A 23,730-nucleotide genomic window follows, 5' to 3' on the forward strand; every position below is an offset into this window, starting at 1 on the left:
GGTCAAGACAGGGACCTTCGCCCGGGTGCCGGCGGGCGGCGTGCCCCTACAATGGGTAGTGGCATGGCACGAGAGGGCAGCATCGCACACCCCCGTCTGAACCGGACGACCGGCTACCTGTTGCTGGCGCTCCTGGCAGCCATTCCGGTGGTCCTCTTTGCGGCCGGTCCGCTCTCGAGTGGCAGTTTCAGCCTCCGCGGCCCCGGAGGCCCGCTCCTGGCATTCTCCGCCGGTGTGCTCTCGTTCGTGTCGCCTTGCGTGCTGCCGCTGGTTCCGATATTCATCGCGCAGATCTCGGGTGCGAGCATCGAACACGGGAGAGTGGTGGCCAGCCGCCGGGTGACGTTCACCCACGCGGTCGCCTTCGTGACTGGCCTCTCGATCGTCTTCATCGCCCTCGGAGCGGCAGCCGGCCTGTTCGGCTCGTACGTGCTGGTCGACCACCAGCAGCGGCTCGGGGAAATTGCCGGTGCGATGCTCGTCCTCATGGGCGTCCTCGTCGTGCCTCCGCGCGGCAGGGCCGAGCCATTGCTCTCGGCGCTTCTCTTGCTGCTTTGCACGGGGGTATTCGTCCTGCTCGCCGACCTCGGCGACCTGCAGAATGACCGGCTGCGGTTGGCAGCGCTGGGCCTGGTCCTGCTGGTAGTGTGGCTGCGCTTCGCCGGATACGTACAGCTCTCGGTGTTCCAGCGGACCTTCGAAGTACCGATTGCGCGCAACCATGGCGTGGGATACCTCCGCTCGGCGTTCGTGGGCGGAGCATTTGCGCTGGGGTGGACGCCGTGCGTGGGGCCGATCCTCGGCTCCATCCTGACCCTGGCAGCCACATCGGGTGAAGCGCTGCGGGGGACCTATCTGCTCACCTGGTACGCAGCCGGTCTCGCCGTGCCCTTCCTGATGGCCGGCCTCGCGGTCTCGGACGCACAGCGAATCATTCGGCGGGTTCAAAGGTATGGCCCAATCATCGAGATCATTAGCGGCATGGCCCTGATCGTGGTCGGAGTCCTGCTCGTCAGCGGGCGCCTGACGGCGCTGAACGACTTCTTCACGTTCGCGGATTTCAACCAGGGCCTCTAGCAAAGGGTGCCCCCTCGACATCGCTCGCGGGCGGCCCAAGGGACAGAACAGGTGCCCGGAAGCGCCCGGCATGGTAGCCTGTTCCGAGACGTACAGCGGCGCGTTCGTCTAGAGGCCCAGGACGCCACCCTTTCAAGGTGGAGATCAGGGGTTCGAATCCCCTACGCGCTACCAGCACCACTGGCGAGGCCCGACATCTGTCGGGCCTCTTTTTGTTGCACCCGCTCTGGCAGTTCGCCGCTGGCGCGGCCGCTGCCACGTTATCACCCGGGTCGGGCGGGGGGCGCCATAGCGAACCTCGGCCGGGGCCAGTCGGCCGGAAGCCCGAACGGTGAACGGCATCCCATGCGGCCCGGCGGAAACGCGAACGGCCGGGGGATGCCCGGCCGTTCCGGTGTGCGTTGCCTGACGGGGTTCTGGGGGTTGGTGGAGCTGAGGGGATTCGAACCCCTTACCTCAACACTGCCAGTGTTGCGCTCTCCCGATTGAGCTACAGCCCCGCCCTTCTCCTCCTGATAGTACCAGCAGGCGCAATTCCGCGCCAAACTGCCGCCTGCCGAACGGCCACGCCTACCGCCGTGTTCGCGGGTCGAGCGCGTCCCTCAGGCCGTCGCCGAGGAAGGTGAAGCAGAGCATGAGTGTGGCCACCATGACGGTGGGCCAGATGAGTTGCACAGGGTGCACCTGGATGGAGTCCAGCCCGGCGCCGATCAGCGAGCCGAGTGACGCATTGGGAGGCGGCACGCCAAGGCCAATGAACCCCAGCGTGGCTTCGGCGAAGATGGCGAGCGGGATGCCGAACGTCGCAGAGACGATGACGGCGCTCAGGGTGTTCGGGAGCATGTGAACCCGCACCACACGCCAGGGGCTGGCGCCCATCGCCCGCGCGGCCGTGACATAATCCTGTTCCTTGATCGAGAGCATCTGGCCGCGCACCAGGCGGGCGACCGTCGTCCAGCTGACGAAGGAGATGGCGATGATGGTGACGAGCAACACCCCGTTGAAGCCGGGGATCTGCGGGTCGCCCTCACCGATGATGGGCCAGTCCCGGCCGAGCAGCACCTGTCGCAGGAGGATGATGGCGAGCAGGTCGGGGAAGGCGTAGGCGAGGTCGGTAATCCACATCAGGACGGTGTCGCTCACTCGCCCGGCGAGCGCTGCGGCCATGCCGATGGTGACCCCGATGAGGAGAACGATGACCTGGGTCCCGATGCCGATTTTCAGTGAAAACAGGGTCCCCTGGAGGAGGCGGGACCAGAGGTCACGGCCGAGGGTATCGGTGCCCAGCCAGTGGTCCCAGCTCGGATTCTGCTCAGTCGCCTGGAAGTCCGGGACAGTGGGATCGTACCGCTGCACGGTCCGGCTCACGTCGGCCGCGAATGACACCGCGGCGATGACGATCAGGATGACGCCTGCCGCGACGGCGAGCCGGTTCCGGAGGAGCCGCTGCCATGCCTGGGCCCAGAGGCCGCGCTGTTTGGTGTGCAGCTGTTCGCTGAGGAAGTCGAATGGCTGGGCGATGGGTTGGTCAGTGGCGGCCACGGTGGCAGTCCTGGCTGAAGATGATTGGAGCGTATCAGTACCGGATGCGGGGGTCCGCAAGACCGTAGAGCAGGTCGACGACCAGGTTCATGAACGCGATGATGACCGCGTAGAAGACGGTCACGCCCATGATGAGCCCGTAGTCGCGGATCAGCACGGAGCGGACAAATTCGCGCCCGAGCCCGGGGATAGCGAAAAGTGTTTCAATGACGAGTGAGCCTGTGATGAGCCCGGCAAAGATCGGCCCGAGGACCGTGAGGACCGGGATCATGGCATTCCGGGCTGCGTGGCGGACCACCACGACGAATTCGCTCAGGCCTTTCGAGCGTGCGGTGCGAACGTAATCCTGCCGCAGTACCTCGAGCATCGACGCCCGGGTAATCCGCGCGATGAACGCCATGGGCAGGAATCCGAGCGCAACGGTCGGCAGGACGACCTGCCGCCAGTTGCTGAAATCACCCCGGAACCAGTCCGTAAAGCCGTAGTCGGAACTGAGCACATTGAACCAGCCGAGCTTCACCGCGAAGACAATCGTCAGGAGCGGGGCCAGGACGATGGACGGCATGGCTGCGCCGATGGTCGCGATAAATACGCCTGCGTAATCTCCGGGGCCGTTCTGGTTCAGGGCTGAAAGGATGCCCAGGGTCAGCCCGAACACCGTGGCGAAGAGAAACGTCGCGATGCCCAGCTGCACGGAGACCCGCATCCGCTCACGAATGATGTCGGTGATGTCCCGGTTGTTCGCGATGGAGATGCCGAAGTCGAATTTGGCGAGGTTTGCTAGGTAATTGACGTACTGAATGGGCAGCGGGTCGTCGAGCCCGTATCGGCGCTTCAGGTTCTCCAGCGTCGCCGCGGGCAGTGGCTTGTCTGTATCAAACGGGCCTCCCTCCACAGCGTGCATCAGGAGGAACGTGATGGTGGCGATGGCGATGATGAGGGGAATCATCGCGAGGATGCGCCGGATGGTGTAGGCGACCATAGCGGTTTCCTTGGGACGTGACGGAGCCGGGACCGGGCCCGGTCCCGGCTCCGCAGCGGTTCACCCTGGGGTGGACGTTATTTCTTTGACGTCTTCCAGAGCTCGATGTACCAGTCGCCCGGGACGAACGTATCGCCCGGCCGCTTGTTCTCGACCATCCCGGAGATGTGCGGCTTCACCAGGAAGGCGGCGAGGGTATGCCAGAGCGGAGCGATACCGTTCGCCTCCTGGAGCAGGAGCTTCTCGGCCTCCCGGTACTGCTGGCGGCGCTGCTCGTCGTTCGTGTTGAACTTGGCCTTCGCGATGATGTCGTCGAGCGCCTTGATGCTGGTCTTGGTCTTGTTGATCGAGCCGCCCGTCTCCCAGAGTCCGAGGAACCAGTTCTCGGGGTCCGGGTAGTCCTCCTGCCAGCCGCCGGTGACCAGCTGGAAGTCCGAGCTGTTAAAGCGCGACGAACGAGTCTTGGAGTCCACAAACTCGAGCTTGAGGTCGATCCCGAGGTGCTTCTTCCACTCAGCCTGGAGGAATTCGCCCAGCAGCTTGCTCGTCTGGTTGTCGACAAGGAGCAGGGTGAGCTCAGGGAACCCCTTACCGTCGGGGTAGCCGGCCTTGGCCAGGTTCTCCTTCGCCTTCGTCGGGTTGAACCCAAGGATGGCGTCGTATTCGCCGCCCTTCAGGCCGTTGCGGGCCGGCGGTACCCAGCTGGTCGTCGGAGTGTTGGCGTCCTTGAAGATGACCTTGACGAGCGTGGCACGGTCTGTCGCCTGCGAGAGGGCGAGGCGGACCTCCGGCTTATCCACAGGACTCTTAGTGACATTGAACTCGAGGCCGATGGTGCGGGTGGCCGGGTAGAGGTGGAGCTCCTTGGCGAACTCGGTCTTCAGCTTGTCGAGTTCCGGCTTGTTAGCGACGGTCGCATCGACTTCACCCGTCCGGTAGGCGTTGTTCAGGACGGCCGCGTCATCAACGTACTTCAGGACGACTTTCTCGACTCCCACGGGCGTCCCGGACCAGTTCGGGTTCGGCTTCAGCTCCATGCTGGCCTTCTCGGTATATGCGGAGGGCATGAACGGGCCGTTGTACACGTTCTCGAGCGGGCCGGGCCAGGGAGCGTCCACGCTGGCGAGCTTGTGCTTCGGAGCGGGGAAGGTCGGCCACAGCGCGAGGATGATGGGGAAGGTCGGCTGAGCTTCCTGGATCTTGATTTCGAGCGTCTGAGCGTCGATGGCCCTAACGCCGACCTTCTTCCGCAGCTCTTCTTTCTCTGCAGCCGACTTGTCCGCGGCGTTGTAGTAGTCGTCGCAGCCGACGATGTTCATCAGGATGTACTGGTAGTGGCCGGCAACATCGGGGTTGCAGGTGCGCTGGATGCCCAGGACGAAGTCCTCAGCCGTGAGCGGCTGGCCGTCCGACCACTTCAGGTCCTTCTTGAGCTTGATTGTGTAGGTCTTGCCATCGCTGGAGACCTGGGGGGCGCCGTCAGCCATGGCGGGCTGAGGCTTGTCGTTGATGTCGAGGTGGTAGAGGCCGCGCCAGACGTAGACGAAGTGGGCAATGTCCTGCGCGAAGTCGGAGAAGTGCGGGTCCCAGGTTTCGAACTGAGTTGCCCCGATCGTGATGGTGCCCGAAGGGGCACCGGTGCCGCCCGGGGCAGTTGCGGTTGCAGCCGAACCGCCGTTGCCACCGGAGCCGCTGTCATCGTCGTCGTCGCCGCAGGCGACGGCCGCGACGGCGACGGCAACGATGGCAGCTGCGCTGAGCAGCGTGCGCCAGTAACGTTTGGTCATCGGTCGTGGTTCCCTCCTCTTTGCGATTGACCGACCGGTAAGGTGCTCCCGGGTTTCGCTAGTGTCAACAAATCTTTACCGGGCCGGGTAGCGTTTTTTCGAAGCCGAAACGTGTGCCGGCGTACCTCCCTGCGGGCCGGGATGATTGCGGGCCCCACAACGGTGTGCGCGGCGCACGAATACCGAATGGCGCCGGCTCGCCCCGACGTCGCGGCGAACCTATGCTGAAGGCCAGTACCGTATCCAAGGAGCCGGCCGGGTGAGCCGAATTCTTGCCATCGTGCACGTGCAGGGCCGCGACCAGAAGGGTGTTGTCGCCCGAATTAGCACCTACCTTGCCGAGCGGAACATCAACATCGAAGACATCGAGCAGCGGGTGGTCCGCGGCCAGTTCCTGATGGACATGCTCATCGATATCACCGATGCGACGGTCACGCTCGATGAGCTCGTCACGGGCCTCCTGGCCATCGGCCAGGAGATCGGCATGGAGATTCGCGTGACGCTCCACAGCGAGCGTCAGCGTCAGCGGGTGGCAATTCTCGTTTCAAAGGAGCCGCACTGCCTCGAGCAGCTCATTGCCGACTGGAGGAGCGGCGACCTCCGCGGCGACCTGGTTTGTGTGCTCTCGAACCACGAGGTGCTGCGCCCTGTTGCCGAAGCTGCCGGCATCCCCTTCGAGTGGTACCCGTCGGAGGATAAGGCCGCCCATGAAGCGTTCCTGCTCGACCGGCTGGCGCACTACCGGGCCGACCTGGTGGTGCTCGCCCGCTATATGCAGATCCTGAGCCCCGCAGTGGTCCAGCCCTATGCTGGGCGCATCATCAACATCCACCCCTCGCTGCTGCCGTACTTCCCGGGGGCGAACCCCTACCGCCGCGCCTGGGAGGATGGCGTGCGGGTGACCGGCTGTACCGCCCATTTCGTAACTGAGGAACTCGACGCCGGGCCGATCATCCTGCAGGACGTCTTTCACATCGATGTCGGGGTAGACACCGTCGAGGATGTGCGCCGTAAGGGGCGCGCGCTGGAAGGCGTCGTCCTGAGCCGGGCCGTCCAGCTCTACCTGAACGGCGAAATTGTCGTCATTGACGGCAAGGTGGTGTTCAAGCCGGGAATGCGGACCCTGCTGCGGGACTTGCGGGATCGGCCGTAGCGCCGTTCGAATCAGCGGAGCCGAGCCGCCACGCCATCCGCACACCGGGGACCCGTCCCCGGTAAATATCGACGACGTGCTCGGGACAAACGGGAACCATGGCGTGTTCCTCGCCGTCGATCGTTCCCATCCGGTGCGTTGCCGCACCAAGAAGGTCGGGTCTCGAGGTGAGCAGGCCAATGGGGTTGAGAACGGGCACACCGCGCTGGCCCGAAAGCTGGCAGATTGCGCACGGTGACAAGGGTCGCTCCTCCCTGGGGGCTGCGCCGGTCAGCCTAGCACGGTGGCCGCAATAACGGTGGCGTCCTTCGTCAAGATTTTTGACCGGCGGTGAGCAGCGCCCGGGTCCTCCGGTGCCGCCACCAGAACATGCCGAGCAAAGCCGGGCGGACAAGCAGCCACTCGACAAGCTCTCCGACCGGCGTAGGAAGCAGGCGAAAGGCGACGGCGTCCTCGAGCACCGCTCCGTCGGCCGCCGGGATGAAGCGGTGCTGGTGACGCCAGCGACGGAATGGTCCGCGGACCTGAGCGTCTTCGATAAGCCGGCCTTCGACCACCCGTGTGATGCGTGCCTCCCACGTTATTCCCGCGCGCTTCCATCCAAGCCGAAAAACCTGGACATCGCCCTCTCGCGTCTGCGCACCTCCGCCGGCAACCAGCCGGAACGGCGGAAAAGGCGGCGAAATTCGGCCGAGGTTCGACACATCGGCGTGGAATTCGAATAGCCGTTCTGCCGGGACGGGAAGCTGACTGCGGAACCGCAGGTTCGTCATAAGGGCGCCTCCATACCAAGGTACTCCAGTACGTCGCGCGCGGCGTTGATGCCGGAGAGGGCCGTCCCGACGGTACCCTGGCCGGGAAATGTGTGGTCGCCCGCGAGCACCATCCCCCGTCCGGCGCGACGGCCAGGGGCCCGAAGTGCGACGACCGACGGTGTCTGGCGAAGCCCGCCGACGAATCCCCCGGGCCGCCCGGTGAACCGCTGGTAGGTCGCCGGGGTCGCAGAGCGCAGCAAAAGGATCCGATGGTCGACGTCCGGGATGACGCGCCGTACGGCCTCGAGGAGACGCCCTTCGAGCCTGCAGCGCAGCCGCTGCGCCTGGGCCGGGGGTACGGCAAAGGCACCAGGCGGCACATGCGTCGAGACCGAGATGCTCCAGCGGTTCGCCCGGTCGCCGCGGCCGGGGTAGATCGACACAAGGCAGTTGTTGCCGGGAGTTTCGAGGTCGTTAAGGTCGGAAACGATCTGGTGGAACGGGTGGAGCGGCGCGAGCCCGGTCGCGTCGATTCCGAGGTGGAGAACAAACGCGCCCCAGGCCTTCCCGGGCTCGGGTAAGCGGGGCGGCCGGCCCATGAGGAGGTCGAGTCCGCCGGGCGGCAGGTTCGCAATAACTGCCCGAGCCGACAGGGTGGTCCCGTCGTCGAGGCGCACTCTCCAGCCGCTGCCGTCCGGCCGAAGCCCGGCGACGCCGTTGCCGAAGGTCACGGTGCCCCCGCTGGCTCTGATGGCGCGGACCAGTTTCATCGCGAGCGCGCCCGTGCCCCCGTCGACCCACTGGCAGCCCCGCCGGTAGAGGTCGAGCGCGATGGCGCCCTGCACCGCGCTGCAGTCGGTCGCCGTTGCGCCCGTTGCGTCCAGGAGGAGGGCGTTGATCAGCGCGTCAGCAGCAGGGTCGCCGTCAGCGCCCAGGAGCCGCTTGACGCGGCGGATGGTGGCGAAGAGCCACGGCGCTGCCAGCACCAGCGAGGGGCTGACCGCCCGGAGCGAGCGGCGGATGTCGGCCGGCCGCTCGAGCGGGAACGACGGGAGCGCCGCGCCGATGCGATACACCTCGCCGCCCACGAGCCGCACCCACCGCCAGAAGCGCCGGTAGCCAGCCGGTGCGCCCGCGAACTGCTCCGCGAACAGGGCTTCCCACGCCGCATGGGAAGCGACGTACGGCACCACCCGGTCAGGCAGGTGGAACACGATCGAAGGGTCGAGCGGAACTGCCTCGACATCGAGGCCGACCGCGTCGAAAACCTGTCGAAGGATGCCGCCCGGCTCGAGCCCGGTGACGACGGTCGCTCCTGCGGGAAACCAGAATCCGCCGAGCGCGAAATCGCCGGCGCAGCCGCCCGGGCGCGTGTGCCGCTCGAACACGTGCACCCTTGCTCCGGCCCTCGCCGAAAGCGCTGCCGCGGTGAGCCCGCCGAAACCGCTCCCGATGACCAGGATGTCGGCCTCACAGTCTGTTGAAACCATGTAACCATGGTAGAGACCTCGACGAGAGTTTGACAAATCTTTGAAATCCGGCGAGGATACCACTATGCGGAAGCCCGGCATCTACCGGATTGCCCAGGTGGAATCCATGACCGGCGTGAGCGCGCACGCACTCCGGGCGTGGGAGCGCCGGTACGGCGTTCCCCGGCCCAGCCGCACTGGCGGCCAGCAGCGCACCTACTCCGAGGCGGACATCGCGATGATCCGCCGCATGCACGAACTGGCCAGCCAGGGCGTTCCGCTGGCCCGCGCCGCTGAGATCGTGCTCCAGGAGGCGGCCACGCCGGGCGAGGGGACCGGCCCCCGGATCGCACTGCTGAAGACGGAGCTGTTCGACGCCCTGCTTGCGTTCGACGAGCCGCGGGCCGCGGCGGCCTGGACCGAGCTTTTTGATACCTTGGACCTGCTGAGCGGGTTCGAACGGGTGGTCGTGCCCCTGATGCGCGATATCGGCATCGCCTGGCATGAGCAGCGCATCACCATCGCACAGGAGCACTTCGCGTCCAACTTCGTGCGGGCCCGCCTCGACCAGCTCAGCCGACAGGTGCAGCCGCTGCCCGGCGCCGCGACCGTCGTCCTTGCCTGTCTCGAAGGCGAACACCATGAAATCGGCCTGCTGATGCTCGCCGTCATGCTCCGCTTCCAGGGCATTCGGACCATCTACCTCGGCCAGGATGTCCCGGACGAAGACCTCATCCGGACCGTGGAAGACGCCCAGCCCGAGGTGCTCGCTGTCAATGCGGGGACGCCGGAGGGTGCGCGCCACCTCCCGGGGGTGGTGAACGCCCTCGCCGAAACCGCGCCGCTGACCGCTATCGTCTACGGCGGCGGCGCCTTCGACGCCGACCCCTCCCTTCGTATTGAGAACGCGTATTATGGCGGGCCCCGCCTCGTTGAGGCGGTCGCACTCATCAATCAGCTCGGACGTTCACGCATCACAGGAGGTGCGGCATGAAAATCGCAGTCGCTGGCGGCACGGGGTTCCTTGGCCGCTCGATCACGAAGGCGCTTCTTGACGCCGGTCACGACGTCGTGGTCGGCTCGCGGCGGCGGCCCGAGAAGGCGCCGCTCGACCCGCGGGCGAAATGGGTCGCAGCCGACGTCACGGCTCCCGAGACGCTCTCGGCGCTGCTCGCCGGGGCCGACGCAGTCGTCGACGCCGTCCAGTTCCCGAATTCGCCCATCGAGAACCCGAAGAAGGGGTATACCTTCGAACGGATCGACCTCGGCGGTACCCGCAACCTGGTCGATGCGGCCAAAGCAGCCGGGACGCCGCTGTTCATCGGCCTCAGCGGCGTCGGCGCGGCCGAGCACGCACCCTACCACTGGCAGCGGTTCAAGTGGGAGGAGGAGCAGCATATCGTGGCGTCCGGCGTGCCGTACGTAGTCTTCCGGCCGAGCTGGGTGTACGGACCCGGTGATGTCTCGCTCAACCGGTTCCTTAGCTTTGCGAAGTTCCTCCCGTTTGTCCCGGTCATTGGCAACGGGAAGACGCGAATCAACCCGCTCTACGTCGAAGACCTTGCGGCACATGTCGTGGCAGCGGTCCAGAAGCCGGAGGCGCGCGGGCGCATCTTCGAAATCGGCGGGCCTGAAGTCCTCACCATGGACGACGTCATCCGGACCGCGCTCAGGGTGTCGGGCCGCCGGCGACTCCTGCTCCACAGCCCGAAGCCGGTCATGAAGCTCGTCGCTTCGGTTGCGCAGCTTGCGCCCGGCCGGCCGCTCACCCCCGACGCCATCGACTTCATCACGATGGACGGAGTTGCCGACACCAGCAGCCTGCGCGAGGTGTTCGGCCTCCGCCTGACGCCGCTTGAGGAGGGCCTGGCGGCCTATCTGAAGCGCTGACAATCGGGGCTTTCATCTATAGCTCGCATCCACGGCTTGCATCGTCTCCGGCGGGATCGCGTACAATCAGGCTGCGGCACCGCGGGGGCCGCGCACGACACCCTATCCGCACGGGACGACCATTGCGCGCTGACACCTCCGATGTAGCATTCCGCCTCTTGCTTGCCCTCGGCGACCTCTGGGAAGGCCTTCACCGGGCCGGGATCGACCCATCCGCTCGCGGGCTCCACATGACGCAGGAGTACCTGGGCGGCTACACGAGGTACTGCGCCGGGCCGGGGTCCCATCCCCGGCTCGTTGTCGAATGGAACGAATCGTCCCGCCACCTGCGCATCATCCGCTGTGAACCGTGGCCCGGCGCCGAAGCCACCATCTCGTCCACCGTTGCTTACGTGCGCAATGAGGCCCGAGCCCGCGGCATCAGCGATATCGTCGACCGCACCCTGGTCGCGGCCTGCAAGGAGCCGCTCAAGCCTGCCCGCAAAACCATCGTCCCCTCGGCCCTGAATGGCACGCACGCACTTGCAGCGCGCCGGGTCTAGTATCGGTCACCGCCCCGGCGTACGATCGGCGGCGTGCCTGCCGCGTCAGTCTTCACCCTTCCCCGTCGCGCCCGGCTCCTTCCTGCACTGATTGCCCGTCACCGTGACGACGGCTTCCTCACGCCAGCGTCCGTTGAGGCGGTCGCCCGGGAGCTGGGTATCCCGGCGGCGGAGGCATGGGAGGCCGCGCGGTCGTCCCACGAGTTCCGTTTCGATGCGCCAGCTGGTGAGCGGGCCTGCGCCGGGATCGCCTGCGCACTCCACCCTGGCTATCGCCAGCCCGAGCTGCCCGCCGGCTGCCTGTTTCGCTGCTACGCCCCGCCGGCATCCGGGGACGAGCAGCCCTTCCCGGCGGAGATGGTGCGCGAAGCCGGTCCGCTTCTCGGGCCGACCGACCGGACGTGGGCGGGGCTGGAGCGCGCCCGCCGAATCGGGCCGGCCGCAGTCCTCGACGCGATTGAAGAGGCCGGGCTGCGCGGTCGCGGCGGCGCCTACTTCCCCACCGCCCGTAAGTGGCGCGCCGCCCTCCGCCACGGGACGCCGATCGCCCTCGTCATGAACGCAGAGGAGGGGGAGCCCGGTGTCTTCAAGGACCGTGCGCTGCTCTGCCTCCGCCCGGAGCGGGTGGTTGAAGGGCTGGCCATCGCTATGGAGGCTTTAAAGCCGGCGGTGACCATCGCGTTCATCAACGGCGAAGCCGACCCCGCCGCGGAGGCATTTGAGCTGGCGCTCGCGGACTCGCCGATTGCCGGCCAGGTTCTGCTCTACCGCGGCGCCGGCGGCTACGTGCTCGGGGAGGAGACCGCGCTCCTGAACGCCATCGAAGGTCGCCGGGCCGTGCCCCGGCCGCGCCCGCCGCTGCCGGTGGATTCGGGCCTCTTCGGCATGCCGACCGTGGTCAATAATGTCGAAACTCTCGCTGCCGTCGCGGTGATTTTGCGCGAGGGCGCCGCAGCGTTCCGCGCCCTTGGTGCCCCCGAGGCGCCGGGGACCCGAATCCTCTCGCTCAGCGGCAGGGTTGAGCGCCCGGGAGTATACGAAGTGCCGCTCGGGACACCGCTTGCGGAGGTCCTCGACCGGGCCGGGGCGCCCGCTCAGGAGCGGGCCGCGGTCCTGTGCGGTGGACCGTCGGGCGGGTTTCTCCCCGGAGGGTTGGCCGCCCAGCCGGTCCTGCCCGGCCGCTACCACCCGACCGGTGCGATGCTCGGCGCCGGGGGCATCGTGGTGCTTGAAGCCCCGGGCGACATTCGCCGGGCGGCCCTCACCATGGCCGCCTTCAACGCCGAACAGTCGTGCGGCAAATGCACCCCCTGCCGGGAGGGGACGCCGCTTCTGCTCGAGGCACTGGGGGGCAATCCCGCCGACCTGGCCGAGGACCTGCTCGACGCCATCCAGCTGGCATCCCTCTGCGGCCTCGGCCAGATGGCAACCGGACCGGTCCGCTCCGCGCTTGCGTTCTGGCCGGAGGTGTTCTCGTGAAAGTCGACGGGCGCACCGCCCCGGAGACCGGCAGCATCCTCGATGCCGTGCTCGCGCTCGGCATCCACCTGCCGCACCTGTGCAAGGACGATAACCTGCCACCGATCGGGGCCTGCCGTACCTGCCTGGTGGAGGCCGATGGCCGGGTTGTCGCGGCCTGCCACACCCCAGCGGCAGGCGTTAGCGAAGTCCTGACCGCTTCTGAGCGGGTCGCCCGGCTGCGGCGCGAGGTGCTTCGGCTCACGTCTCGGATGCACGGCCGCGAGCCCGATGTGGCGGGCGGTCCGCGGAGCGGTGAGATCTGGGCAGCGTACGAGGAGCACGGCCTCGAACGCCCGGCGTTTCCGCGGCGCATCCGCGACGGCACCGATGCCACGAGCCCGTTCTTCGAATTCGAGGAACAGGCCTGCATCCTCTGCGGGCGGTGCGTCACGGCCTGTCAGCAGCTCCAGCACATCGGGGCGATCGGCATCGCCGGGACGGCGACTTCGGCCCGCGTCACGCCGGGCGCCGGGGCAACCTTCGCGAGTTCGATCTGCACGGCGTGCGGCTCGTGCGTGGCGGCATGCCCCACGCATGCCCTGCGTCCGAAGCCGATGAGCGACCCAGCGCAGGCTGGCCGCTCCAGGAGACGAGGAAATGGAACGGAAGACCGTTAGCACCTGCCCGTTCTGCGGCGTCGGCTGCGGGATCGTGCTGCACACACGCGACGACCGCATCACCTGGGTCGACGACGACCCGGGCAACCCGTCGAGCCGGGGGATGCTCTGCGTGAAAGGGCGGTTCGGCATCCCCTTTGTCCAGCACCCCGACCGGCTCACGACGCCGCTGGTTCGCCGCGACGGCGAACTTCAGCCCGCGAGCTGGGACGACGCCCTGGACATCGTGGCCGAGCGGCTCCTTGAGTACCGCGGCGCCTTTGGCAGTTTCGCGAGCGCGAAGGCGACCAACGAGGACGCCTTCGTCCAGCAGAAATTCGTCCGGCTGGTGATGGGGACCAACAACATCGACCACTGCACCCGGCTCTGCCATTCCCCGAGCGTGGAGGCGATGCTGGTCCAGCTTGGCAGCGGGGCAACGAGCAACTCCTACATCGACTACGAGGAGGCATCGTGCCTGGTCGTCGTCGGGTGCGACCCTGATTCGAACCACCCGGTCATCGCCTCGAGGATGCGCAAGGCGGTCGACGATTACGGGACGAAACTGGTGGTCGTCAACCCGAAGCGGATCGACCTCGCAGAGCGGGCCGACGTCTTCCTGCAGCCTGCGCCCGGGACCGATGTCGCCCTTTTCAACGGCATGGCCCGCGCCATCCTCGATGATGGCCTTGAGGACCGGGAATTCATCGCCGCACGGACCGAGGGGTTCGAAGCCTGGCGGGCGGTGGTGATAGAACGGACCGTGGAGGAGTACGCCCAGGCGTGCGGGGTGGACCCGCACGCACTCCGGCTGGCCGCCCGCCTGTATGCCCGGCCGCCGGCCCGGCGCGGCCTGCCCGCGGATGAGCGCCCGGGGAGCTGCCTCGCCTGGGGCATGGGTATCACCCAGCACACCCACGGGACGGATAACGCGCATGCGCTCATCAATTTGGCGCTGCTCGCGGGCCAGCTGGGCCGGCCGGGCTGCGGGATTTCGCCGCTGCGCGGTCAGAACAACGTGCAGGGCTGCGGGGATGCCGGCTGCATCCCGGATTCGCTGCCCGGGTACCAGCCGTACCGGGATGACGTTGCCGCGCGCTTTGAAGAGGCCTGGAATGCCGGCATTCCCCGCGAGCCGGGCATCAAAGCAACCGACATGGTCGAGCGCATCGCGACCGGCGAGATCCGGGCGATGTACATCGTCGGCGAGAACCCGCTGCTGTCAGAACCGAACCTGGCACACGCGGGCGATCTTTTTCGTCGGCTCGAGTTTCTCGTCGTCCAGGACCTGTTCCTTCACGAGACCGCAGAGCTTGCCGACGTGGTATTGCCCGCCTGCTCGTTTGCGGAAAAGGACGGGACGTTTACCAACAGCGAGCGAAGGGTGCAGCGGGTGCGCCAAGCCGTCCCGCGGGTCGGACAGTCCCGGCCGGACTGGGAGATCATCTGTGACCTGGCCCGGCGGATGGCGCCGCGCGTGGGGGTCGACCTCGGCCAGTTCGCGTACCGCTCGCCTGCGGAGATTTTCGCCGAGATGGCGCGGCTCACGCCGCAGCTCCGGGGCATCAGCTATGAGCAGCTGGACCGCGAGGGCGGCATCCAGTGGCCCTGCCCGTCGGCCGATCACCCGGGCACGCGTTTCCTCTATGCAGAGAGCTTCCCGCGGGGGCGCGGAAGATTTGTGCCCGTCCGGCAGGCTACGCCGGCTGCCGAACTGCCCGATGCGGATTACCCGCTCATCCTCAACACTGGCCGGGTGCTCTACCACTGGCACGGCGGCACCCTGACCCGGCGCGTCCAGGCCCTGATGGACCAGGTGAGCGAGGTGCCGGTGACCATCCACCCCGGCGATGCGGAGAGGCTTGGCATTGCCGACGGCGATGAGGTGGTAGTCCGCTCACGTCGCGGGCGGCTGACCGGGAGAGCCGTCGTCACCGATGCTGTGCGGACTGGCTCGGTATTCGTTCCGTTCGTCAAACTTCGCGAGAGCGCCGCCAACTTCCTGACGAACAACGCCTACGATGAACCCTCTCGCATCCCGGAGTACAAGGTCTGCGCGGTGCGGGTGGAAAAGAAGCGGCCCTGGGACGCAGCGCTTACCGGCGGGTGGCCCACTGCTTCGCGTGATAAGTGATGACGATATCGGCCCCGGCCCGGCGGATACCCGTGAGAGTCTCGTCGACCACGCGGTCGAGGTCAATCCAGCCATTCTGGGCCGCGGCCATGACCATCGCGTACTCGCCGCTCACGTTATAGGCGGCAACCGGGACCGTCGTCCGCTCGCGAACGGCACGGATGATGTCGAGGTAGGGGAGCGCGGGCTTGACCATCACCATATCCGCGCCCTGCTCGAGGTCGGCGAATACCTCGCCGAGCGCCATCCGCGCGTTGGCAGGGTCCATCTGGTAGCCGCGCCGGTCGCCGAAGGCAGGTGCGCTGTCGGCAGCTTCGCGGAACGGGCCGTAGAACCCGCTCGCGAACTTCGCCGCATACGAGAGGATGGGGACCGTCGCAAACCCTGCGGCGTCGAGCGCGCGCCGGATGGCAAGCACGCGGCCGTCCATCATGTCGCTCGGCGCAATGACGTCGGCGCCCGCGCGCGCCAGCGAGACCGACGTTTCGGCGAGGAGCGGGAGCGCCGCGTCGTTGTCGACGGAGCCATCGGCGGAAAGGGGGCCGCAGTGCCCATGGCTGGTGTACTCGCAGAGGCAGACGTCGGCCATGATGACCAGGTCCGGCGCAGCGTCCTTCAGCCTGCCGATGGCCTGCTGGACGATGCCGTCGGCAGCCCACGCCCCGCTCCCGAGGTCATCCTTGGCTGCCGGGAGTCCGAACAGCATCACGCCGCCGATACCCAGCCGGGCGAGGTCGCGGGCTTCATCTGCCAGCGCGTCCAGCCCGAGCCGGTCCTGCCCTGGCATCGAGGGAATGGGCTGGCGACCGGAGAGTCCGGCCTCGACGAAGAGCGGGTAGATGAGGTGCGACGGGGTGAGCTCGTTCTCGCGGACGAGCCGGCGCATCGCTTCCGTCGAGCGGAGCCGGCGATGACGGGCGAAGGTCCCGAGTTGCATCGGTTGCCAGTCTAGCATCGGTGAACCCCCGGAGGGCGAGATGAGCGAGGGGCGGTATCCTGTGGAGCCAGGGAACGATGGAACGACGGTTGCCGCCGCAGTATGAAGGCTGGCAGGCGCACGAGGGGCGCATGCGCCGGATGACCACGCCAGAGCTGGTCGCCGAGGTGCAGGACGGCTCGCCCGAGCGGCGGCTGGCTGCGCTGTCGGTCATTAACCTTGCAGATGTTGACCCCTCGGTTGTCCGCGACTGGATTCGAACCCTTCCAGATGCCGAAGCGAACGAACTCGCGGGGGCAATCCCCGTGCTCTCCCCTGATGGCACCTGCAACGATGATGCGCGCTGGGCTGCGCTCGCACGTGAGGGATACGATGCCCGGCGGCTGCCGACCTTCCTCGTCGTCCTCATGGCCTCGCTCGAGGCGATGGAGTCCCGGGGCTGTCCCGGCGCAGCCTTCGAGTGGGAGCAAACCGCCGACTGGCTCGGCGACATCTTCGACCGGCTTGCGGCAGCTGGCGATGAAGACGCTCTGGACGACATTTCGCTCTTCGTCTTCGAGAACTACCTCGACCGGGACGCCATGTTCGAAGCGTTCTGCGGCGTCATCGTCCGGCACGAATGGTTTGCGCAGGAAGTGAGTGCAAACCCCTCAGTCTACCTGGCGAGACTCCCGGAAGAACGCCAGCGCCGCGCCCTCCTCGAAGCAGCCCAGGCTGGCGGGCTCCCGTTCGAGGTTGCCTGGTTTAACCTGCGCGGGAGCTGACCGCACCGGAGCCGACGTCAGACGGCGCATTCTCCTTCCCCGCGCTGCAGGCGGTAGAGTTCGAGCCGGTTCCAGTCGATGAACATCCCGCGGTTGTCTTCCGTGAACTCGCCCGGGATGCAGAGGTCCGCGATTGCACGTTCGAACGGCTCCGGCCCGACGCGGTCGAAGAACGCATTGAACGTCTCTCCCGGCTGGCGCTCGGCTTCGTAGAGGCGGATGAACCGTTCGACGGCATCGGGCCCCCGCTTCGCGGGCAGCCGCACTTTCAGCTGCTGCGCCAGCCGCAGCTCGCCGTTGTCGTAGTTGCCGCCGATGAAGACATGGTAGGCCGGGAGCTGGTGCTCCCCGACCTTCATGGCCGCGCCGTGAAACCCGATAGTGGCGATGTGGTGCTGCCCGCAGCTGTTCGGGCAGCCGCTCATCTTGATGTGAATCTGTTTGGTGAGCGGGTCGGTAATCTTCATCGCCTCGACGCGCTCCTGGATCGCCTGGTTCAGCCCCATCGACGACGTGATGCCCAGCTTGCAGCTGTCGGTCCCCGGGCAGCTCACGACGTCGGTAATCGTCTGGGCCCCGACATCTGCCAGCCCGAGCTCCTTCAGCCGGGAGTACACCTCGTAGAGGCTTTCATCCCGGACCCAGCGGAGCACGATGTTCTGCCCGATGGTCGTCCGGGCGTAGCCTCCGGTGTACTCCCGCATGATGGCTGCGAGGCCGCGGAACTGCTCTGGCCGCAGGTCGCCGCGATGCACTTTGACTTCGACCGCGCTGAACCCCTGCTGCTTCTGTGGCCGAACGTTGGCGGCAACGAACGCGGTGAATTCGCGGTGGTCGCCGTTCGGCTGCTGATAGTGCGGGCGCCGGGCGGGTGCGTTCGCCTCCTCGTCGTGGACGAAAAGGAGTGGGTCGGGACGGAAGTCCCGCCCGACGGTCCAGTCGCCCTCGAGCTCCTCCTCGACCATCCGGCGGAACTCGTCGATGCCAACCCGGTCGACAAGGAACTTGATACGCGCCTTGGCGCGGTTTTTCCGGAGCTCATCGGCACGGTTGAAGATGCGGAGGATGGCTTCGGAGACCTTCAGGTACTCGTCGACCGGGACAAACTCGTACAGCACCGGCGCCTTGCGTGGCATCGTGCTCAGGCCGCCGCCGACGACCATCGTGAAGCCACGTACGCCATCCCTGACCCGGGGGATGAAGCCGAGGTCATGAATCCCGGTGATTGCGCGGTCCTCGTCGTTCGCCGTAAACGCGACCTTGAACTTCCTGGGCAGGAGCTGGGTCAGCGGGTTCCGCAGCCAGCGGCGGGCGAAGGCGGCAGCATACGGGGTCGGGTCGAATGGTTCCCCCTCCTGGATGCCGGCCCACGGGTCGCCAGTCACGTTCCGAACGGTGTTGCCGCACGCCTCCCGGGTTGACAGGCCTGCCCGCCCGAGAACGAAGAGCGCCTCGGCGGCCTTGAGCAGCGGAATGTGGTGGAACTGAATGTTCTGCCGGGTGGTGATGTGGCCCTTCCGGAGCGGCGCGTACTTCTCCGCTACCTCGGCGAACGCCTCCATTTGCTCGGGTGTAACGCCGCCGAAGGGCAGCTTCACCCGGATCATCTGGACGTTGGGCTGGCGCTGCCCGTAGACGCCCTGCTTCAGCCGGAACCCGATGAACTGGGCCTCATCCCACTCGCCCTTGAGGAAGCGCGCTGCCTCGGTCTTGAAGTCCTCAAGCTCCTGCTCGAGCACAGGCAGCACGCGGCCGGGCTCGTTGGTGTAGACGACGGTCTCGACGTCGGGCATGGCGTTGACCTTTCCCGGGGTGGTCTCCCGGCGACGGCGCCGGGGGCCTTCCGAATAGAAAGCTGACTGAATCTATCAACTTACCCTGTTGACCGCAAGCATCCCTGTCCATAAAGTTGACGAAGTTACTCGCCTAAGGGAGCTGCCATGCCTTCTCCGGTCCCGAGCGATGCCGAGATTGAGACCCTCAACGAACGGTTTGAGTCGGCCCAGCCTCAGGCCATCGTGGAGTGGGCGGTCACGACCTTTGGTGATGGACTGTCGGTCGGCGCGAGCTTCGGCGGGGCCAGCGGGATGGCGATCCTGCACATGGTTTCGCGCCTCAAGCCCGATGTGCACGTCTTCGTGCTCGATACGGATTACCTCTTCGAGGAGACCTACGAGACGATGCGCCGCGCGGTGCCGGCCCTCGGGCTCACCAACGTGCAGGTTTATAAGTCGAAACTGACGCACGAAGAGCAGGCCCGGCAGTACGGCGCGGCCCTCTGGATGCGCGACCCCGACCTCTGCTGCGAACTGCGCAAGGTCGAACCCAACCGCCGGGCGCTTGAGGGCAGGACGGCCTGGGTCAGCGGACTCCGCCGCGACCAGTCCGAGGGCCGAGCTGCGATCCCCATCATCTCGTGGGCGGAGAAGTTCGGCGTCGTGAAGATCAACCCCCTGGCCAACTGGTCCGAGAAGCAGACCTGGGCGTACATCCTCGAGCACAAGGTCCCGTACAACCCGCTCCTCGACCGCGGCTACGCGAGCATCGGCTGTTACAACTGCACCGTGCCCGGCGTCCAGGGACGGGCTGGCCGGTGGCAGGGCTTCGAGAAAGACGAATGCGGATTGCATACCTGACCTCGCTGCCGCATCGAAACCATCCCTTCACAGGCAAAGGCATGATGATGACCGGTCAAACGCACGGGTTCGTGCTCTGGTTCACAGGGCTCTCGGGCTCAGGGAAATCGACCCTCACGAACGCGCTGGCCCCGCTGCTCCGCGAGCGCGGCCTCCGGGTTGAGGTGCTTGACGGTGATGAGGTGCGCACCCACCTCTCGAAGGGCCTCGGCTTCAGCCGCGAAGACCGCGACACCAACATCCTCCGGATCGCCTACGTTGCGAAGCTGCTCGCCCGGAACGGGGTAGCGGTGATCACCGCGGCAATCTCGCCCTACCGGGCAACGCGCGAAAGGGCTCGCGAACAAATCACCGCCGAGGGCGTGCCCTTTCTTGAGGTGCACCTCGCCGCGTCTCTCGAGACCTGCGAAGCGCGCGATGTAAAGGGACTGTACGCGGAGGCGCGCGCCGGTCGACGGCCCGGCTTCACCGGCATCGACGACCCGTACGAACCGCCTGAGGCCCCAGAGCTCCGGCTCGACACCGGCGTCCAGTCGGTTGAGGAGAGCCTCGCTGCGCTCATTCGACTGCTCGAAGGGCGCGGCCTGCTCCCAGCGGCGTCGGAGGTCGGCGCATGACAGCCCAGGTGGTGATACCCGTCGACCACGACCCGGGCCTTGACCAGCTCGAGGCCGAGGCCATCTTCATCCTGCGCGAAGTGGCCGCCGAATTCGAACGGCCCGCGCTCCTCTTCTCGGGAGGCAAGGATTCGATCGTCCTGCTCCGCCTCGCCGAGAAGGCCTTCTGGCCGGCCCGCTTCCCATTCACCGTCATGCACGTCGACACCGGCCATAACTTTCCCGAGGTGATCGAGTTCCGCGACCGCCGCATCGCGGAGCTGAAGGCGCGGCTGGTCGTGGCTTCAGTCCAGGAGGCGATCGACGAAGGGTGGCTCCAGGAGGAGCGCGGGCCGCGGGCCTCGCGGAACCGGCTGCAGACCCCCGTGCTCCTCGCCGCGATCGCTCGCCACCAGTTCGACGCTGCGATCGGCGGGGCCCGGCGTGACGAAGAGAAAGCGCGAGCCAAAGAGCGGGTCTTCTCCTTCCGCGATGAGTTCGGGCAATGGGACCCAAGGAACCAGCGCCCCGAACTCTGGAACCTCTACAACGGCCTCCACCTTCGCGGCGAGCACATGCGCGTGTTTCCGCTGTCGAACTGGACCGAGCTTGACGTTTGGCGCTACATCGCCCGGGAGGGGCTCGAGATTCCGTCCATCTACTTCGCCCATGAGCGGGAGGTGTTCCAGCGCGACGGCATGCTGATGGCGGTCAACCCCTACCTCCCGATGCTGCCGCACGAGCGCCCGTTTGTGGAAACGGTGCGGTACCGGACGGTCGGAGACATGACCTGCACCGCCGCGATCCGGTCTACGGCCCGGACCGTCCAGGAGATCATCGCCGAGGTTGCCACTGCCCGGGTGACCGAGCGCGGAGCCAGCCGCGCCGACGACCAGTTCTCGGATGCGGCGATGGAAGACCGGAAGCGGGAGGGGTACTTTTAATGGACCTGCTCCGGTTCGTGACCGCCGGCTCCGTCGATGACGGCAAGAGCACGCTTATTGGACGGCTTCTCTACGACACGCGCCAGGTGTTCGAAGACACTCTCGCGAGCATCGAACGGGCCAGCCAGGCGCAGGGCCTCGACGACCTGAACCTCGCCCTCCTCACCGATGGACTGCGCGCCGAGCGCGAGCAGGGGATCACCATTGACGTTGCGTACCGGTACTTCGCCACGCCCCGCCGGAAGTTCATCATCGCGGATTCCCCCGGCCACGTGCAGTACACGCGAAACATGGTGACCGGCGCGTCAACTGCCCAGCTCGCGCTCATCCTCGTCGACGCGCGCAAAGGAGTCGTCGAGCAAACCCGCCGGCACTCTGCGCTGGCTGCGCTGCTCGGCATCCACCACGTCGTCCTGTGCGTCAACAAGATGGACCTCGTCGACTGGTCGGAAGCCCGCTTCCGCGAGGTGGAGGCCCAGTACCGCGGCGTCGCGGCTCAGCTTGGCATCGAGAGCGTGACGGTTATTCCGCTTGCCGCTCTCGAAGGGGCGAATCTGGTCCACCGCTCCCCAGCGCTCGATTGGTACGAAGGACCCACGCTGCTGGAGTTTCTGGAAACTGTCGAGGTGCCCAACCGGGGGCTCGACGCACCCCTCCGCTTCCCGGTGCAGTACGTCATCCGGCCGCAGTCGCGCGAGTTCCCCGACTACCGCGGGTACGCCGGGACTGTCGCCGCCGGCAGAGTCCGCGTCGGAGAGGCCGTACGGGTGCTGCCCCTCGGTGCGACCACCCGGGTGGCCGCCATTGACCGGTTCGACGAGGAGCTGCGCGAAGCCCGCGCCGGGGACGCTGTCGTAATCCGGCTCGAAGACGAGCTCGACGCAGGCCGCGGCGCGATGTTCGTTGCAGCGAGTGACCAGGTCCTGCCGGCGACGCAGATCGAAGCTGACGTGTGCTGGATGACCGATCTCTCGGCGCTCGAGCCCGGCCGGCAGGTGCTCATCAAGCACACCACGCGCCGCACGCGGGCCGTCGTTGCGGCGCTCATCGATAGGCTCGATGTCGAGGCGCTGGCGCGGGTTCCCGAACCATCTGCCCTCGGGCTGAACGATATCGGCCGCGTTCGGCTCCGGCTCATGGAGCCGATCGTTGCCGACGAGTACGCCACAAGTCGCGAGACCGGGGCGTTCATCATCATCGACCCGGCGACTCGGCATACGACCGGCGCAGGTATGGTCCGCGCGGTTCACGCTCCCGTGCCGGCTGGCGCCCCATGAATGGTGCCCCGGGGCGCAAAGCGCTGGAGCGGCCTGCCGTCGAGCTCGAGGCGGTGCCCGGCCGGGGGAGCCGACGCGCTGCCGCACAGGTGGCCGTCCCGGCGACCAGGGCAGCGGCGGCCTCCGCGGGCATCCTGCTATTCATTTTCGGGCTTCAGGTGCTGAAAACCGGCGCCAGGGCGCTCGTTCCCATTCTCGACGGGCTCAGTGTTTCAGGGCCGGCTAACGCGGTCGGTTTCGGGTGGCTCCTCGCGTACGCGGCCATGAGCGGGTCGCCAGTCGCAGCGATTGGCGTGACGCTGCTCGCAGGCGGTGTCCTCACCCCTGCGGAGTCGTTCGGCGTCATTGGCGGGTCGCGTCTCGGGGCCTCCTTCATCGTGCTGGCCGTTGGGTTCGTGCTCTACCTCGCCCGGCGCCGCAACCCCGACAGTCTCGCCATCGGCGTTATCGCGCTGCTCACGACGTTCACGACGCAAGGGCCCGCCATCCTGCTGGGCCTTGTCTCGCTCCATTACGGCTGGCTCGACCGGTTCCAGTTCACGCCGCCACCGGGCATGCTCGACTGGGTCGATGCGCTGTACGGTGACCCGGTTCGCTGGCTCGACCGGCAGCTTCCGGCCGGCGGAATGTTCGGCCTCGGCGTGCTCGTGCTCCTCGGAAGTTTCGCTGTCTTCGACCGGGCGCTTCCGCAGCTCGAGGCCGGGTCGAGCAGCTTCGACCGCCTGCTCCACCGCATGCGCTCGCGCTGGTACATGTTCCTGATCGGCGGCGCGGTCACGTCCATGACCATGAGCGTGTCGATCTCTCTGACGCTGCTCGTGCCGCTCAGCCTGAAGGGCTACCTCAAGCGAGAGCAGGTCCTTCCATACGTGATGGGCGCCAATATCACGACCTTCATCGACACGCTGGCGGGCGCCCTCATCCTGGGCGGGGCAGCGGCCTTCACGGTGGTGCTCACCGAGATGGTGTCGGTGGCTGCGGTGTCGCTGGTCATCCTCACGCTGGGCTACGGGCCGTACTCACGGGCGGTCCTCAGGCTGGCGCACCACGTCACGCGGAGCGAGCGGCACCTTGGGCTGTTCCTGGCCACCATTGTCGCGGTTCCGCTCTTCCTGCTCTTCCTGTGAC

General features: G+C 67.0%; 21 protein-coding genes and 2 tRNA genes. 15 read left to right on the top strand and 8 right to left on the bottom strand.

Annotated features, from left to right (window positions below; translation table 11 throughout):
- Positions 1-63 precede the first annotated feature (63 nt).
- Both A9A59_RS08970 and A9A59_RS08975 read left to right on the top strand, forming a co-directional pair.
- Positions 64-1,077 carry a cytochrome c biogenesis CcdA family protein gene (locus tag A9A59_RS08970; protein WP_165772617.1) on the top strand — a complete coding sequence of 338 codons (1,014 nt, stop codon included), beginning with the start codon at positions 64-66 and terminating at the stop codon, positions 1,075-1,077.
- A 97-nt stretch (positions 1,078-1,174) separates the two neighbouring features.
- A tRNA-Glu gene (locus tag A9A59_RS08975) sits at positions 1,175-1,251 on the top strand.
- A 250-nt stretch (positions 1,252-1,501) separates the two neighbouring features.
- Here A9A59_RS08975 and A9A59_RS08980 read toward each other — a convergent pair.
- From A9A59_RS08980 to A9A59_RS08995, 4 genes are all read right to left on the bottom strand, one after another.
- A tRNA-Ala gene (locus tag A9A59_RS08980) sits at positions 1,502-1,577 on the bottom strand.
- Between the two features lie 70 nt (positions 1,578-1,647).
- Positions 1,648-2,619: an ABC transporter permease gene (locus A9A59_RS08985; protein WP_098503948.1), complete on the bottom strand. Its 972-nt coding sequence runs from the start codon at positions 2,617-2,619 to the stop codon at positions 1,648-1,650.
- Positions 2,620-2,653: 34 nt separating this feature from the next.
- Positions 2,654-3,601, bottom strand: coding sequence for an ABC transporter permease (locus tag A9A59_RS08990; protein ID WP_098503949.1), 948 nt, complete (start codon positions 3,599-3,601; stop codon positions 2,654-2,656).
- A gap of 77 nt (positions 3,602-3,678) precedes the next feature.
- Positions 3,679-5,388 carry a peptide ABC transporter substrate-binding protein gene (locus tag A9A59_RS08995; RefSeq protein WP_098503950.1) on the bottom strand — a complete coding sequence of 570 codons (1,710 nt, stop codon included), beginning with the start codon at positions 5,386-5,388 and terminating at the stop codon, positions 3,679-3,681.
- 259 nt (positions 5,389-5,647) lie between these two features.
- Here A9A59_RS08995 and A9A59_RS09000 point away from each other — a divergent pair, with 259 nt between their 5' ends.
- On the top strand, positions 5,648-6,541 hold the full coding sequence (locus tag A9A59_RS09000; RefSeq protein ID WP_165772618.1) for a formyltetrahydrofolate deformylase: 894 nt from the start codon (positions 5,648-5,650) through the stop codon (positions 6,539-6,541).
- 311 nt (positions 6,542-6,852) lie between these two features.
- Here A9A59_RS09000 and A9A59_RS09005 read toward each other — a convergent pair whose 3' ends face one another.
- Positions 6,853-7,314, bottom strand: a complete 462-nt coding sequence (locus A9A59_RS09005; RefSeq protein ID WP_098503952.1) for an SRPBCC family protein — start codon at positions 7,312-7,314, stop codon at positions 6,853-6,855.
- A complete protein-coding gene (locus A9A59_RS09010) occupies positions 7,311-8,786 on the bottom strand; it encodes a phytoene desaturase family protein (protein WP_165772619.1) in 1,476 nt (491 codons plus the stop codon). Before A9A59_RS09010 ends, A9A59_RS09005 begins: the two co-directional genes overlap by 4 nt.
- Before the next feature lie 64 nt (positions 8,787-8,850).
- Between A9A59_RS09010 and A9A59_RS09015 the strand changes: the two genes are divergently transcribed.
- From A9A59_RS09015 to fdhF, 6 genes are all read left to right on the top strand, one after another.
- On the top strand, positions 8,851-9,759 hold the full coding sequence (locus tag A9A59_RS09015; RefSeq protein ID WP_098503954.1) for a MerR family transcriptional regulator: 909 nt from the start codon (positions 8,851-8,853) through the stop codon (positions 9,757-9,759).
- Positions 9,756-10,655 (top strand): complex I NDUFA9 subunit family protein, encoded by a 900-nt coding sequence (locus A9A59_RS09020; RefSeq protein ID WP_098503955.1) that lies wholly within the window; start codon positions 9,756-9,758, stop codon positions 10,653-10,655. The genes A9A59_RS09015 and A9A59_RS09020 overlap by 4 nt, the downstream gene beginning before the upstream one ends.
- A 158-nt stretch (positions 10,656-10,813) precedes the next feature.
- Positions 10,814-11,197: a hypothetical protein gene (locus tag A9A59_RS09025; RefSeq protein WP_098503956.1), complete on the top strand. Its 384-nt coding sequence runs from the start codon at positions 10,814-10,816 to the stop codon at positions 11,195-11,197.
- A 33-nt stretch (positions 11,198-11,230) separates the two neighbouring features.
- Positions 11,231-12,676 carry an NADH-ubiquinone oxidoreductase-F iron-sulfur binding region domain-containing protein gene (locus A9A59_RS09030; RefSeq protein WP_098503957.1) on the top strand — a complete coding sequence of 482 codons (1,446 nt, stop codon included), beginning with the start codon at positions 11,231-11,233 and terminating at the stop codon, positions 12,674-12,676.
- Positions 12,673-13,335, top strand: coding sequence for a 2Fe-2S iron-sulfur cluster-binding protein (locus tag A9A59_RS09035; protein ID WP_165772620.1), 663 nt, complete (start codon positions 12,673-12,675; stop codon positions 13,333-13,335). Before A9A59_RS09030 ends, A9A59_RS09035 begins: the two co-directional genes overlap by 4 nt.
- Positions 13,316-15,448 (top strand): formate dehydrogenase subunit alpha, encoded by a 2,133-nt coding sequence (gene fdhF, locus A9A59_RS09040; protein ID WP_098503959.1) that lies wholly within the window; start codon positions 13,316-13,318, stop codon positions 15,446-15,448. Before A9A59_RS09035 ends, fdhF begins: the two co-directional genes overlap by 20 nt.
- Here fdhF and hemB read toward each other — a convergent pair.
- Positions 15,411-16,385, bottom strand: a complete 975-nt coding sequence (gene hemB, locus A9A59_RS09045; RefSeq protein WP_098503960.1) for a porphobilinogen synthase — start codon at positions 16,383-16,385, stop codon at positions 15,411-15,413. The two genes, fdhF and hemB, sit on opposite strands and share 38 nt — an antisense overlap.
- 77 nt (positions 16,386-16,462) lie before the next feature.
- Between hemB and A9A59_RS09050 the strand changes: the two genes are divergently transcribed.
- Positions 16,463-17,149 carry a hypothetical protein gene (locus tag A9A59_RS09050; protein ID WP_133117579.1) on the top strand — a complete coding sequence of 229 codons (687 nt, stop codon included), beginning with the start codon at positions 16,463-16,465 and terminating at the stop codon, positions 17,147-17,149.
- Positions 17,150-17,166: 17 nt separating this feature from the next.
- On the opposite strand, the gene A9A59_RS09055 is transcribed toward A9A59_RS09050, so the two are convergent.
- Positions 17,167-18,942 (bottom strand): nitrite/sulfite reductase, encoded by a 1,776-nt coding sequence (locus A9A59_RS09055; protein ID WP_098503962.1) that lies wholly within the window; start codon positions 18,940-18,942, stop codon positions 17,167-17,169.
- A gap of 147 nt (positions 18,943-19,089) precedes the next feature.
- Here A9A59_RS09055 and A9A59_RS09060 point away from each other — a divergent pair, with 147 nt between their 5' ends.
- Genes A9A59_RS09060 through A9A59_RS09080 form a run of 5 tightly spaced genes read left to right on the top strand, consistent with a single transcriptional unit; the run spans position 19,090 to position 23,729 of the window.
- Complete coding sequence (locus tag A9A59_RS09060; protein ID WP_098503963.1) at positions 19,090-19,785, top strand: phosphoadenylyl-sulfate reductase; 696 nt, start codon at positions 19,090-19,092, stop codon at positions 19,783-19,785.
- Between the two features lie 47 nt (positions 19,786-19,832).
- Complete coding sequence (gene cysC, locus A9A59_RS09065; protein WP_098504852.1) at positions 19,833-20,402, top strand: adenylyl-sulfate kinase; 570 nt, start codon at positions 19,833-19,835, stop codon at positions 20,400-20,402.
- Positions 20,399-21,325 carry a sulfate adenylyltransferase subunit CysD gene (gene cysD, locus A9A59_RS09070; RefSeq protein ID WP_098503964.1) on the top strand — a complete coding sequence of 309 codons (927 nt, stop codon included), beginning with the start codon at positions 20,399-20,401 and terminating at the stop codon, positions 21,323-21,325. Before cysC ends, cysD begins: the two co-directional genes overlap by 4 nt.
- Complete coding sequence (locus tag A9A59_RS09075) at positions 21,325-22,602, top strand: sulfate adenylyltransferase subunit 1 (RefSeq protein ID WP_098503965.1); 1,278 nt, start codon at positions 21,325-21,327, stop codon at positions 22,600-22,602. The genes cysD and A9A59_RS09075 overlap by 1 nt, the downstream gene beginning before the upstream one ends.
- Positions 22,599-23,729: a hypothetical protein gene (locus A9A59_RS09080; protein WP_098503966.1), complete on the top strand. Its 1,131-nt coding sequence runs from the start codon at positions 22,599-22,601 to the stop codon at positions 23,727-23,729. The genes A9A59_RS09075 and A9A59_RS09080 overlap by 4 nt, the downstream gene beginning before the upstream one ends.
- Position 23,730 lies beyond the last annotated feature (1 nt).

The organism is Tepidiforma thermophila (assembly GCF_002563855.1).
Taxonomy (GTDB): domain Bacteria; phylum Chloroflexota; class Dehalococcoidia; order Tepidiformales; family Tepidiformaceae; genus Tepidiforma; species Tepidiforma thermophila.

What these genes read in the sequence shown, in the direction of transcription:
- hemB (WP_098503960.1), bottom strand. Translation starts at nt 16,385, where the DNA reads ATGCAACTCGGGACCTTCGCCCGTCATCGCCGGCTCCGCTCGACGGAA.
- A9A59_RS08995 (WP_098503950.1), bottom strand. Translation starts at nt 5,388, where the DNA reads ATGACCAAACGTTACTGGCGCACGCTGCTCAGCGCAGCTGCCATCGTT.
- A9A59_RS09010 (WP_165772619.1), bottom strand. Translation starts at nt 8,786, where the DNA reads ATGGTTTCAACAGACTGTGAGGCCGACATCCTGGTCATCGGGAGCGGT.
- A9A59_RS09055 (WP_098503962.1), bottom strand. Translation starts at nt 18,942, where the DNA reads ATGCCCGACGTCGAGACCGTCGTCTACACCAACGAGCCCGGCCGCGTG.
- cysC (WP_098504852.1), top strand. Translation starts at nt 19,833, where the DNA reads ATGACCGGTCAAACGCACGGGTTCGTGCTCTGGTTCACAGGGCTCTCG.
- cysD (WP_098503964.1), top strand. Translation starts at nt 20,399, where the DNA reads ATGACAGCCCAGGTGGTGATACCCGTCGACCACGACCCGGGCCTTGAC.
- A9A59_RS09075 (WP_098503965.1), top strand. Translation starts at nt 21,325, where the DNA reads ATGGACCTGCTCCGGTTCGTGACCGCCGGCTCCGTCGATGACGGCAAG.
- A9A59_RS09015 (WP_098503954.1), top strand. Translation starts at nt 8,851, where the DNA reads ATGCGGAAGCCCGGCATCTACCGGATTGCCCAGGTGGAATCCATGACC.
- A9A59_RS08990 (WP_098503949.1), bottom strand. Translation starts at nt 3,601, where the DNA reads ATGGTCGCCTACACCATCCGGCGCATCCTCGCGATGATTCCCCTCATC.
- A9A59_RS09060 (WP_098503963.1), top strand. Translation starts at nt 19,090, where the DNA reads ATGCCTTCTCCGGTCCCGAGCGATGCCGAGATTGAGACCCTCAACGAA.
- A9A59_RS09005 (WP_098503952.1), bottom strand. Translation starts at nt 7,314, where the DNA reads ATGACGAACCTGCGGTTCCGCAGTCAGCTTCCCGTCCCGGCAGAACGG.
- A9A59_RS09050 (WP_133117579.1), top strand. Translation starts at nt 16,463, where the DNA reads ATGGAACGACGGTTGCCGCCGCAGTATGAAGGCTGGCAGGCGCACGAG.
- A9A59_RS08970 (WP_165772617.1), top strand. Translation starts at nt 64, where the DNA reads ATGGCACGAGAGGGCAGCATCGCACACCCCCGTCTGAACCGGACGACC.
- A9A59_RS09080 (WP_098503966.1), top strand. Translation starts at nt 22,599, where the DNA reads ATGAATGGTGCCCCGGGGCGCAAAGCGCTGGAGCGGCCTGCCGTCGAG.
- fdhF (WP_098503959.1), top strand. Translation starts at nt 13,316, where the DNA reads ATGGAACGGAAGACCGTTAGCACCTGCCCGTTCTGCGGCGTCGGCTGC.
- A9A59_RS09020 (WP_098503955.1), top strand. Translation starts at nt 9,756, where the DNA reads ATGAAAATCGCAGTCGCTGGCGGCACGGGGTTCCTTGGCCGCTCGATC.